The sequence below is a fragment of the Chitinophaga sp. OAE865 genome (genome assembly GCF_040546735.1).
Lineage (GTDB): Bacteria > Bacteroidota > Bacteroidia > Chitinophagales > Chitinophagaceae > Chitinophaga > Chitinophaga polysaccharea_A.
On record NZ_JBEPOF010000001.1, the window covers coordinates 4732853 to 4744866 of the forward strand.

General features: G+C 47.9%; 14 protein-coding genes. 6 read left to right on the forward strand and 8 right to left on the reverse strand.

Annotation, left to right across the window (positions count from 1 at the left end):
• Positions 1–3 precede the first annotated feature (3 nt).
• Positions 4–1029: a DUF4249 family protein gene (locus tag ABIE50_RS19175; protein ID WP_209857847.1), complete on the forward strand. Its 1026-nt coding sequence runs from the start codon at positions 4–6 to the stop codon at positions 1027–1029.
• Positions 1030–1033: 4 nt separating this feature from the next.
• On the opposite strand, the gene ABIE50_RS19180 is transcribed toward ABIE50_RS19175, so the two are convergent.
• Positions 1034–2893 (reverse strand): M1 family metallopeptidase, encoded by a 1860-nt coding sequence (locus tag ABIE50_RS19180; protein WP_209857848.1) that lies wholly within the window; start codon positions 2891–2893, stop codon positions 1034–1036.
• 68 nt (positions 2894–2961) lie between these two features.
• Positions 2962–3324, reverse strand: a complete 363-nt coding sequence (locus ABIE50_RS19185; protein WP_209857849.1) for a hypothetical protein — start codon at positions 3322–3324, stop codon at positions 2962–2964.
• A gap of 262 nt (positions 3325–3586) precedes the next feature.
• Between ABIE50_RS19185 and ABIE50_RS19190 the strand changes: the two genes are divergently transcribed.
• Both ABIE50_RS19190 and ABIE50_RS19195 read left to right on the forward strand, forming a co-directional pair.
• Entirely contained in the window at positions 3587–4660 is a 1074-nt protein-coding gene (locus ABIE50_RS19190) for a ParM/StbA family protein (protein ID WP_142687145.1), read from the forward strand.
• A gap of 9 nt (positions 4661–4669) precedes the next feature.
• The gene (locus ABIE50_RS19195; RefSeq protein ID WP_142687146.1) at positions 4670–5149 is read left to right on the forward strand and encodes a bactofilin family protein; all 480 of its coding nucleotides are present in this window, start codon (positions 4670–4672) and stop codon (positions 5147–5149) included.
• Between the two features lie 57 nt (positions 5150–5206).
• Here the strand turns inward: ABIE50_RS19195 and ABIE50_RS19200 are convergent, their stop codons facing one another.
• Positions 5207–5434, reverse strand: coding sequence for a DUF3820 family protein (locus tag ABIE50_RS19200; RefSeq protein WP_142687147.1), 228 nt, complete (start codon positions 5432–5434; stop codon positions 5207–5209).
• A 92-nt stretch (positions 5435–5526) separates the two neighbouring features.
• Here ABIE50_RS19200 and ABIE50_RS19205 point away from each other — a divergent pair, with 92 nt between their 5' ends.
• Complete coding sequence (locus tag ABIE50_RS19205) at positions 5527–5964, forward strand: nuclear transport factor 2 family protein (protein WP_209857850.1); 438 nt, start codon at positions 5527–5529, stop codon at positions 5962–5964.
• On the opposite strand, the gene ABIE50_RS19210 is transcribed toward ABIE50_RS19205, so the two are convergent.
• Both ABIE50_RS19210 and ABIE50_RS19215 read right to left on the reverse strand, forming a co-directional pair.
• The gene (locus tag ABIE50_RS19210) at positions 5965–6609 is read right to left on the reverse strand and encodes a DUF4136 domain-containing protein (RefSeq protein ID WP_142687149.1); all 645 of its coding nucleotides are present in this window, start codon (positions 6607–6609) and stop codon (positions 5965–5967) included.
• A 75-nt stretch (positions 6610–6684) separates the two neighbouring features.
• Complete coding sequence (locus ABIE50_RS19215) at positions 6685–7557, reverse strand: class I SAM-dependent methyltransferase (protein ID WP_209857851.1); 873 nt, start codon at positions 7555–7557, stop codon at positions 6685–6687.
• A 166-nt stretch (positions 7558–7723) separates the two neighbouring features.
• Between ABIE50_RS19215 and ABIE50_RS19220 the strand changes: the two genes are divergently transcribed.
• Positions 7724–8197: an Lrp/AsnC ligand binding domain-containing protein gene (locus ABIE50_RS19220; RefSeq protein ID WP_209857852.1), complete on the forward strand. Its 474-nt coding sequence runs from the start codon at positions 7724–7726 to the stop codon at positions 8195–8197.
• 58 nt (positions 8198–8255) lie between these two features.
• Here the strand turns inward: ABIE50_RS19220 and ABIE50_RS19225 are convergent, their stop codons facing one another.
• Positions 8256–9440 (reverse strand): THUMP domain-containing class I SAM-dependent RNA methyltransferase, encoded by a 1185-nt coding sequence (locus ABIE50_RS19225; RefSeq protein WP_142687152.1) that lies wholly within the window; start codon positions 9438–9440, stop codon positions 8256–8258.
• Between the two features lie 78 nt (positions 9441–9518).
• Between ABIE50_RS19225 and ABIE50_RS19230 the strand changes: the two genes are divergently transcribed.
• On the forward strand, positions 9519–10550 hold the full coding sequence (locus ABIE50_RS19230) for a sialidase family protein (protein ID WP_354028079.1): 1032 nt from the start codon (positions 9519–9521) through the stop codon (positions 10548–10550).
• A gap of 2 nt (positions 10551–10552) precedes the next feature.
• Here ABIE50_RS19230 and map read toward each other — a convergent pair whose 3' ends face one another.
• The gene (map, locus tag ABIE50_RS19235) at positions 10553–11317 is read right to left on the reverse strand and encodes a type I methionyl aminopeptidase (protein ID WP_209857854.1); all 765 of its coding nucleotides are present in this window, start codon (positions 11315–11317) and stop codon (positions 10553–10555) included.
• Between the two features lie 165 nt (positions 11318–11482).
• Positions 11483–12013, reverse strand: a complete 531-nt coding sequence (locus tag ABIE50_RS19240; protein ID WP_209857855.1) for an RNA 2'-phosphotransferase — start codon at positions 12011–12013, stop codon at positions 11483–11485.
• Between the last annotated feature and the right edge of the window lies 1 nt (position 12014).

Below are 12014 nucleotides of genomic sequence, written 5' to 3' on the forward strand. Positions count from 1 at the left end.
TCAATGAAGCACCTTTTTATATTCATACCCGTTTTAGCTATCCTGCTCCTGGCAGGCTGTGAGCAGGAATTGCCGCTCCCTCCCAACAATGCTGTTCCCAGGGAAGTAGTGTACAGCGAACTGGTGGCTAACAGTTTTCCTGAAGTAAGGGTAGGCAAAAGTAAACCTGTAGGCCCCGGTATTAATACCGGTTTTGAGCTGGTGGAGAATGCAGATGTGCAGCTGATGGATAAAAGCGGGCAATTACTGGAAACACTCACCTACGATAAGGATTCCAGCAATGCCATGAGCGTGTACCGTGGAAAAACAAAACTGGATGCCGGCAGGAACTATAAAGTACAGGTAATGGTGCCTGGCCTGAAAACCGTTACTGCCATGGCTTCTATCCCTCCGCCCTTTAAAGTGGACCTGCTGGATACGGTGCGCACGCTGCTTAACGGGCGGCCGGTACTGCGCTTTCATCTTACAGTGAATCCCATTCCAGGCGTGAAGCAATACGTGGTCATGGAAGCGCTGAAGCAAAGCGTTATAACCGATACTACTTTTTCGTACAGGGGTGTCCGTTACAGGAAAAGCGAGAATGATTCCCTTTACCAGAAAGTGAAACATCTGCCAGGCTGCAATCCAAAAAAAGACAGCAGTTTTCTCAACGATTACCTCCGCATTCCCTGCTATACGCAGGATGAAAATGCGGATAATAACCAGATCGGCGGGTTGAATGAAAACTATAACAGCATCCTGTTCACACAATCCGGTAAACCGCTCACTACTAATTTTTATATCAATGCCACCGCGCTCAGTTCCAATCCCGCTGAAGCCATTGCTCCTGTAGGAAGGGTGCTGGTATATGTAAAATCTGTCTCAAAAGAATATTATGATTTCCTGCTCACCTACGAAAAGGTAAAGCGTAATCCGGGGCTGAACAGCCTTATCCAGGCCATACAGCTTAAAAGCAATACACAGGGCGGCCTTGGTATTGTAGGCGGCAGTTTCCAGAAAATATACTGCCTATATTACGATAAACTGTAAGTGGTTATTTTACCTCGTACACGTTGTCCCGTTTGTTGATGTCTGCCACCCAGGTGCTGCCCAGGGTTACTTTTTTTATTTTTTGGGGAGATGGAAACCGGAGTGATACTGTTTTGTTGCCCTTTTCCCATACAGCGATGCTGCGGTGTAATCTGATGGTGCTGTTGTCGTCAAAAAACACGGTAATATCTATGGGCACAGGCTTATTGCCAAGGGAGGTAATTTCAACGACGCCTTGTTTATCTTTCTGTGTTACACGGGTAATGCCCAGGTCGGGGAACCCGTTGTCGAAGAACCAGCTTTTCCAGAACCAGTCCATATTCCTGCCGGCGCCGGTGTTCATGCAGTAAAAGAAATCGTATGGCTGTGGATGTTTACCATTCCATTGCAACATGTAATAATGCAACGCCTTCAGGAAAAGGCTATCGCCCAGCATGTCTTTTATGTAAAGATAGCCCAGTGCAGGCTTGGGATAAGAATTGGTGACATAGGCATCCGTAATCTGATTGGAGGGCGTCATGATAGGCAGATCTGCCTGTTTCCCGGCAATATAGTTGTAAGGCGACATTCCGTAATCATCCACGATGGAGCTGTCGATAAGCGGCGATATGATCCACTCTCCTATGGTAGCCCATCCTTCATCCATCCAGGCGTATTGCGTTTCGTTGGTGCCCATGTAAAAGGGAAACAGCGTATGGAATATTTCGTGGTCGGTAAGCTCTATGGTTTGCGCTTTATCTGCCAGCGGGTTATCGTTTACCATCATAGGATATTCCATCTGGTCGAGCCCGTCGAATACCGTTTCATGCGGGTATGGGAAAGGCCATTTGGGGAAGTGATGGCTTATTTTATCAACAGTAGCCCTGGCATAATGTATTACGTCAAAGAAATCGGCATGGGCCGGGTTAAAGGCTACGTCTACGCGGGTACGCCTTTTCGTGGAGGCATCTACCTCAACGCTGGTGGCATTCCAGCAGTAGTGGTTGCTGATGGCAAATGCAAAATCGGTGACATTAACTGCTTCATATTGCCAGGTGTTGGCACTGCGGCTGCGGTTGATGTTACCCTCCCTTATGTCGTTGCTGTCTATTACAGCTATTACATCGTTGCTCTTTTCAGCAGCGGCGATGCGCTGTACATATTTATCGTTGTATACGGCAGCGGTATTTTTCAGATCGCCCGTAGCCCATACCTGGTAGTTGCCTGGCACAGTAATGGCTACACGAAAATCGCTGAAGTCATTATAAAACTCCTGAGTGCCTGTGTAAGGGAGCTGGTCCCATCCGTTGATATCGTCGTATACGGCAATGCGGGGAAAGAAGTAAGCGATGAAATAAGCGCCGGAATCCACCGAGCCCGTTCTGATATGCGTATTTTCATTGAGGGTGTAGGAAAAGTCGAGCTCAAACTGTACGGACTGTCCCGGGTAAAGATCAGGGATATACAGCGGCATATTGGTGCCACGAATGGTACCTGGCAGCGGCCTGGCTTCGCCATTCACTTTCAGGTTCTTTACTACCACGCCATTGGTAAGGTCTTCCGGGGAAACCGCCATACTCCTGATGGCTCCTTTCTGGAAAAGGTTGGGGAACAGTTTAAAGTTAACAGCCTTCAGTGTATCGGGACTGTTATTGGTATAATGGATCTGTTCCGAGCCGGATACCCGGTTAACAGACGGATCAAAGGCTACCCTGATGTTGTACCCGGCCTTGTTCTGCCAGTACTTTGCGCCCGGGGCGCCGCTGTAGCTGCGGGTTTGATTATCATATGCCTTTTTAATGGTCAGCGGCATATACAAAGGGGCTTGAGCGCTGGCTTGCCGGAGCGCTGCCAGCAGCAAGCATAAAATGAAATATTTCCTCATAAGCTGAATAAAAGCAGTGGCTTCAAAAGTAGGGAATTACCCGGAAACGGCATCACAGCAGCAAAGGGTTAAGGGATATGCGTGGTATCTGCCGGTGCTTTAAGGGAATCTGCCGGGACCCGCAAACTATCAGATACGGGCATATGCAGGCTGTCGGCCGCCGTACCCGTACTGTCTTTTCCATTGGCGCCCTTTCCGGGCAGGGGAATAGTAGGCGCGGTATTATGGCGTTTGGAGGAGTACGTGACTACGGTACCCTGTTTTTGCATGTCTTTCATTGTTTTTTTATCAAAGAGATATTTAGGGTGCTTCTCTGGCCGGAGGCCGCGGTCAAACTGGGCCTCTGCTCCCACTGCAGGCGCCTTGTATACCTTCTGTGAAGAATGACAGGCCCATAAAAAAATACCGGACGCCAGTACAATGTACTTCATACGAATGAAATAAGGATGAATACAGGCAAAGGGCGGGACACCTTTTAAACGGTAAAGCGGGGTTGTTTATTATCAGCGCACCGGTACGCTTGCGATGGTTATACATTTTGAAATGTAACCCGGCTGTATTAAATTTAGTATAAATTCACTGGTTGTCATCCCCTTATTCTAATATTTTATATCTTTAACCACTATTTCAATCCCGATGAAAACCCTCCCACGCGGAGAGTCACGGCTACATTCGTTATTATAACAAAGCACTATGAAAGTATCAACAACCAGCTTCCCAAGCGTCTTTGAAACCGCATTCGGAAACACAGAAAACTCAAGTAAGGATCTTCTCAACGGATTAAAAATTAAAAAGGACGATGCCTGGTACCTGGTAGGCAACCTGGCCAAAAGAGGCGGCATCAATCCGGGCAGGGTTACCAATGCGTCGCCCACAGAAGAGGATTACGAAATACTGTTTAAAGCTGCTTTGCTGAACACGATTGATAAAGTACAACAACCCATTGCCCTTACTGTTGGTTTTCCCTTCTCCACGTATAATATCTACAAAAATGCTGCAGAGCAGTTTTTGAGTAAACGTCATTTCCTGATCGACTACGATACACAAACCTACAATACCAAAGGCTCTTTTAAGAAAGCCATGTTTGATATTGAGAAGTATGAAGTGATCCCTGAAATTGTGGGAGGAATTATAGGACTGAAGAAAAGTATCAACGAACCGCAGCTGGACAACTTCATTGCTGTTAGTTTCGGATTTGGTACCATAGAAGGCGGTATGGCCACGGGCGACGGACTGGTACACCGTACCTGCTTCAGCTCCCACGGCATCCGTTACGCCATTAATAACCTGACCCGTGAGCTGAACCAGAAACATTACCTGGAAATGAAGAATGAGCACCAGGTGGATGATGCTTTCATGAAAGGTTCTATTTTCACCAACCGCAAACGTATTGATCTGCGGGATATGCGCAAGGGCGTGCTTACACAATACTACAAGGAAGTGGTTTCACCCCTGATGCGCAGCTACTTTACGGACCTCGACTTTGAAACCTGCGAAAAGATATACCTGATGGGAGGCGGCGCTCATTACCGTGAACTGACAGATGCCTTTGTGGAAGAATTCCGTGATTTTATCCCGGTGGAAGTTGCTCCCGAACCTGAAAAACTCATGAGTATCGGTTATCTTTATAATTCATTGAGAATTTCAGATAATAAACCTCAAAGAAGCGTAGGGCTTGACCTGGGTAACTCCAGTTCTATTGTGTCTACTTTTGAAGACCAGGCACAACACAGTCCCAATGCTACACCTAATCCCGTCACCCTATAATTTGTACTTGTGATCAATGTCAGACATATTTTCCGAAATATAATTGTTCCCGGAGCTTTCCGTATTCCTGAAACAGTTTCCGTGAACGGTAGTATAGACGCCTCTGTGTCCGGTCGGATCGACGGAAATGTAAGAGGCGATGTAAAAACCAGCGGCAAGCTGGTAGTTAGTGAAACAGCAAGCATCCGCGGGCATATATATGCTGCCGACCTGGTAGTACACGGGAAAGTGTATGGCGATGTATATATCACCAACAAAGCCCATATCAGCAATAAGGCCATGGTAAAAGGCGATGTAAACGCAATGGTGTTGGAAATTGAGGAAGGCGCGGTTGTGGAAGGCGCTATCCGGAAAAACGTGCAGCCGGTTGTAAAAGCGGAGCTGAGTCATACGCCGGTGGCGGATGAGATCAGGGTATCTGCTGCAGTAGAGGCTGAAGCGGCAAAGAATAATGTGGAAGAAGAAGAAAAGAACACCACCTGGTTCTGATAACAACAGGATAACTTATTCAGGCGGCTGTTTCCATGGGGACAGCCGCTTTTTTTATTATCTCTTTTTTAATGGATCGAGCAATTGGGCAAGACCATTCATTTTTATTACCAGCATCGTTTCAAGCAGCATTCCCAGCTTCCCTTTCGGGAATCCTTTGCGCTGGAACCATTCCAGGTAGCTTACCGGCAGGTCGCAAAGCACTACGTCTTTATACTTTCCAAAAGGCATTTTCATCACCACCAGTTGTTGCAATAATTCCGGATCGGGCTGTGACATCTCCATAAAACCTCGTTTATAATTCAATCAGCAAATCTAAATTATAAATTCATTTTTCCACGCTTCTTTGTAATTTGTAATATTCCAAATCCTGATACATGAAAATTTCCCTTATACTCTTACTGGCGCTTCCTTTTACAGGATGCGTGCAACCAGGTAGTAAAATCAGCCTGGCAAATTCCAATACCCTTGTTGTGAAAGACCTCTTTGATGCTTTTAATCAGCACAACTGGAAAAAGCTGGCCGCATGCTATAAAGATACCGCTATGTTCCTCGATCCCTCCTTTGGGCCGGAGCCGGTATTACGTACACGGGAACAGACTGCAAAAAAATACCAGGAGCTGCAACAGCAATTCCCCGATATCCAGGATGAAGTGGTGAGCGTTTACGCGGATAGAAATCATGTTACCGTGGAGTTCATATCCTCTGGTACCGGGCCCGATGGCAAAAAGTGGCGCCTGCCCATCTGCACGGTGTTCACCATTGAAGAGGGTAAAATTGAGCGGGATAATACCTACTATGATAACAGCCACTGATCATCTTTTCAATAATCCTCCGTTTTGCAGCGCGTCAGATACCTGGGTGGCAAAGGCTTTGGCAAATGATTCGAGGCTGTTGGGATTGTAGGTCTCCGACTGACCGGACCATACCAGTTTCCCATCCTGCTTCAGGTCGTACAGGTTGCTTTCCAGGAAATACCTTTTGTCGGTGGTGTAATACCCCGGCGAATACACCGATCCGTACATATAACCATAATATCCCCAAAAGCGGCCATACCAGCCGTATACCGGGTATGGGGCGTAAGATACAGTGCCTGGCACATACCGGGTCTGGGATTCCTTATTTACCAGGGAAGTAGTTAACACCGCTGTATAACCTGCGTCGAGGATCTTTTGTGTAGCGGCGCTTTTATCCTGGTCGCTGACGGGATTAAATTTAGGAGGAAACAGGTCCAGCCCTTTCCCTGCCGTAACGCCGCGTTTCTGCAACGCTGCGGCCATCTGGGTTTCTACCACCTGCTGCGCCCCTGTGTTTGAGGTAAGAGAGGCAACAAGTATGTTGTGATAGCCTTCTGCAGGAGCGTCGGGCGCTTTCCAGGTCCCGGTCATATGAACGGTGGTACCGCATGCACCTGCTAATATCAACATGCCCACCAACATGGATCTGATGATTGCTTTCATAAAAAGTTGTTTTAATGCGCCTACCGGCAGCAATAAAACAACAAGACATACAGTAATGTTTAGCTGTAACAGCCATTAGCGGGCGATGCGTTCCGCGCAGGCCACCCTGTAAAATTCATACCCTTTTTCAGACCGGCCGGGTAAGTAGTGTTTCCGGTATTCGCTGGCGCCAAGGTCTTCCAGCAGCTGAAAGCCATACCGGCGAAGGTATGCCGGTAATGCAGAGGGATCAAAGCCGAACGTCCACCGTTCTTCCAGGTCCGCCACATCCCGGAGGAGTTTCTCACCGCCATAAAATGCGGAAGGATTATCCAGCACTGCCTGGTGCACATAGGTAAAAATTACCCGGGAACCGGGCTCAAAGCGTTGCAGGAACGCAAAGGTGCTGTCGATGGCCTCCTTGTTAAGGTAGTTGGTAACGCCCTCCCAGATAATGGCGGTAGGCACGGTAAAATCAAAGTTATTCAGCGCGCTCAGCTGGTCAAGGCTTTGACGGTTAAAATCTATCTGGTAATAATATACTTTGGCAGGCAATTTATGTGCGCGCAGTTTAGACAGTTTGTACGCAGCCGTATTAGGGTGATCTATTTCCACCACTTTCAGCTGCCGGAGAAACGGGAGCCGCAGGCCGCGTGTATCAAAACCGGCGCCGAGAATATACACCTGTTGGGCTCCCTGGTCAACCGCCTGCAATAAAAGGTCGTCGATATATTTTGTGCGCGCAATGCCGGACGACAATGCGCCCGGGATCTTTTTCCGGATGATCCATTCTGCGAATGGCCGCCATCCGGGTATCCGGCAAAGCCATACGCCCAGTTTCAGCCTGTTGTCAAGGAACCATGATGCAAATTTATCGGTGAACAAACGCCGGTCCCTGGAGCGGGTTGTTTCCAGCGCACGGAATAAGGCCATATATTGGGCGGTTCTACTCGTGACGTCCTCTTTCATGGATGTTATTTTATAAACTGCCCCTTTAATTTAATCAAAAAATGTCAATCATTGCTGCCTACTCCCCCGCCATCATGAAATTGGAGGAGATGCAGAAGGGATAATTTTTGCGATTATTTCAAAAAAATACCTATTTTTAAAAAATATTCTAAATCGCATCACCAAAATGAGTCAGCAATTAAATATTGACAAATTAGATTTACAGATCATTTCAGAGATGTCCACCGATGCCAGCATATCTTATGCAGAGCTGGGTAAGAAACTTTTTGTATCCGGTGGTACTATCCATGTGCGCATCAAAAAGCTGCATGAAATGGGCGTGATCAAAGGCACGCGCTTACAGGTAAACCTGCGGGCCATTGGTTATGATGTACTTGCTTTTATTGGTATTTACCTGGAGAAAAGTTCCCTGTATGAAAACGTAGCCAAGCAGTTATTGAAAATCCCGCAGATCGTACGATTGAACTATACCACCGGTTCTTACAGCATGTTTGCGGAGATCATCTGTAAAGACAGCGGCGAACTGCGCAAAATACTCCAGGATGACCTGCAGCATATTAAAGGCATAGAAAGGACCGAAACAATTATTTCACTGGAAGAAAGTTTTTCCAGGCCTATTAATGTGAGTGAAGTAGTGTAAGATGTTATACTCCCCGCTTATTGACGCTGCTCAAACTGAGCAGCGTTTTTTTTGAGCGTCATGAAAGACTTTCCAGTTTGCGTGTATCGCGGGTACCTGCATACAGTTCAAATTCCAGCAGGCGGCAATCGATGGTACTGTTGTAGAACTCAATCCTTCGTTTGGCTTTGAGCCCTATCTTCTTTGCCAGTTCAAGGTTCCCAGTGAATACATACCCGTAATAACCGCGGCATTGCTGCTTCATAAAATCGCCGATACGGCCATAGGTTTCTTCCAGCGCTTCGATTTCGCCGAGCCTCAATCCGTATTCGGGGTTCATATACACCACACCGGCTTCACCTTCGGGCACTTCTGTAGCCGCGAAATCACATACGCGAAATTCAATCATGTCTGCCACACCGGCGGCCTTTGCATTTTTACGCGCATTTACGATGGCGGCTTCACTGAGGTCGGTAGCAATAATGCGCAGGCCTGGTACTTCCACGATCTGCTTTTCAAGCAGCCCTCTTTCTTCCTGGTATACCTTTTCATTGAAGCCCTGCAGGTGCATAAAAGCGTAGTTTTCGCGGAAAAGACCGGGACGGCTGTTGGTGGCTATCAGTGCCGCTTCAATGGCAACGGTGCCTGAACCGCACATGGGATTAACGAAAGGCGCTTTCCTGTCCCAGCGGGTAGCCAGGATAGTAGATGCCGCCAGGGCTTCCAGCATAGGCGCACGGCCCGGTATTTTGCGGTAGCCATGTCTTGCGAGGGAATCACCGGTAGTATCTATAAATATTTCTGCATGCTCATTTTTCCAGAAGAGATGGATCACTGCACCGGTAAGTTCTGCTCCTGTGGAAGGGCGCTTCCCGGTTTTATCGCGCATGCGGTCTACCACTGCATCCTTTACCCGTAGGTTGGCGAACATACTGTTGTTGATGGTTTCATTCTGCACATTGCTGGTGATGGAGAAGTAACCATTCTCCGGCAGTATGGTTTCCCAGGGATAGGATTTCAGCTGATCGTATATTTCATCGCCATCAATGGCTTCAAATTGTTTCAGGCTGTATAATACCTGGCTGCCGCAACGCAGGTTCAGGTTAAGACGGATACACTCATTCAGAGAGGCGTTCAACCGCACACCGGTAACGAATGTTTCTTCTACAGTAAATCCAAGCTCCTTTACTTCCTGTTCCAGGTAAGGCGTGAGACGTTTGTTACAAGTGATGGTAACGGTTCCCTTTGTTGTGTATAATGACATAAGGCCGCAAATTTACCAATCTTTATGATAATCCCCTTGTATTCCTTATTTTACCAACTCAATCATCCTGCTTCATCTATGCGTTTTTATCTTTTACTGTTACTGCCGGCAGTCCTGTATTTCCCGGCGGGGGCACAAACAAAAGCTGCACTGGTACGTAATGAGCTTATTATGCCGGTGGCGGTTACGCCTTCCAGTCATGCGTCCACTATTACGGCGTTAGGTTCCGGCGACCTGCTCAGCGCATGGTTTGGCGGAAAGGAAGAAGGGAATAAAGATGTAGAGATCTGGTCGTCGCGCTTTACTGCCGGCAAATGGCAGGCGCCCGTAAAACTGGCGGATGGTGTTATTAACGATACCCTTCGTTATCCCTGCTGGAACCCGGTATTGTTCCGTACCCGGGCCGGTTTGCTTTGCCTGTTCTATAAAGTGGGCCCCAATCCCCGGGAGTGGTGGGGCATGGCCCGCTACAGCAGTGATGACGGCGGCAGTTGGTCATCTCCCGAAAAACTACCGGAAGGTATGCTGGGCCCCATAAAAAATAAATGTATACAGCTTCCTGACGGACGGCTGCTGCACCCTTCCAGCACAGAAAGTGTGAAGGGCAATCACTGGGTATCGCATATGGAGATCAGCGACAGTACCGGGCACCAATGGCAAAAGGTGGCCATTGATTGCGACAGCTTCGGCGTAATACAACCCACTGTGCTAACTCACCGGGATGGCCGCCTCCAGCTGCTGTTCCGCAGCCGGCAAAAAGTAGTAGCTACCAGCTGGTCAGAAGATATGGGCGCTACATGGACGCGGGTAAGCGCACTGCAACTACCCAATCCCAATTCAGGCATAGATGCGGTAACATTGCCCAATGGCGCCATGGCATTGGTTTACAACCCAACAAAAGGAGGAAGCAAATGGTCTGATGGCCGCAACGAACTGCGGTTGGCCGTTTCAAATGACGGCATTAAATGGAAGGATGTATACCAACTGGAAAAACGTGCAGGCGGCGAATACAGCTATCCTGCCATAATCGCCACCGCAGATGGTTTGGTGCATATCACGTATACCAGCGACCGTAAAAATATCCGCGCGGTAACATTACAGCTTAAATAAGATCAGTTCCAGATTTCATTGGCAGCGGTCAGGATCACCGGCTCCCGGTCTGTTACCACAATAGTGTGCTCATGCTGCGCAACAAAGCCGCCTTTGTTGCCTATCAGTGTCCAGCCATCATTGCTTTGATTGGCAAAAGAAGAAACGGTGGAAATAAAAGTTTCTATGGCCACTACGGAATTCTTTTTAAAGCGGGTGCGGTTAAAACGTACATAACAGTTAAGGATATCATCCGGCGCTTCATGCAGGCTTCTTCCAACACCGTGCCCTGCGAGGTTACGGATAACGGTATAGCCTGATTTCCGGGCTTCCGTTTCGATCAGCTTACCCACATCGGCTACACGCGTACCTCCTTTGATATACCGGATGGCCTTTTGGAGTATCGCCTTTGAAGCATCTACCAGCGCCTGGTGCCGGTGAATGTCCTCACCAAGTACAAATGAACCTCCATTGTCTGACCAATAACCATTCAGCTCTGCAGATACATCGATGTTTACCAGGTCGCCTTCCTGCAGTATTTTTCTGGCAGAAGGAATACCATGCGCAATTTCATTGTTCACGCTGATACAGGTCCAGCCGGGAAAGCCATAGGTAAGCTTTGGGGCCGATTTAGCGCCCAGTGCGTTTAATATTTCCCCGCCATACTCATCTATTTCCTTTGCTGTCATACCCGGTTTGGCATAGCTTCTCATTTCCCTGAGCGTAACAGCTACTGCTTCACTCACCTTTTTCATGCCGTCGAGTTCCGCTTCTGTAGTTATAGACATCTTTTTTTCTTTAAAAATACTGATAAAAAAATAAAGCCCGCTTGTAATGCAGGCTTTATCTGTTTGTTTTAACAATTACATGAGGATGCCTCATTTTTTCTTCCGGCTCCGGGGTAATCTTTGCCCGCTGCCCACCTTCACATTTACCACTGCACAAGGTAAGAATTATTGAATATACTTCACCGGCACCTGGTCTGTAAGCCATACGCCGTTGTCTGAGAGATAAAATATAATCCCGTCCCTATGCATATCCCCGCTCCTGATGGTGAGGATATGCGGTGCTCCTCTCCTGCTGCCTACTTTTTCGGCGGTAGACAGATCAGCGGTAAGATGCACATGCTGCCGGCTCATTTTCTGCAAACCGGTTTGGCGTATCTGGCTCATAAACCTTGCCACGGTGCCATGGTAAAGAAATTCCGGCGGGATGGCCGGGGGCAGGTCCAGCGATATATCCAGGGAGTGGCCCTGGTTGGCGCGGATCATTGTTTTATCTTCATTAAAAGAAAAGCGTTGTTTATCGTTTTCCGCTACAGTTCTTTCCAGTTCCTGCATGGTAAAATGATGTCCGTGCGCTTTGCATTGCTGCAGGAGCGTGCTCACATTCGCCCAACCATGGGCATCGAGCGTGAGCTGTATAGTGTCCGGGCTATGCCGGAGAATAAAGCTCAGTAGTTTACTGATAGATCTGTTGTTCATG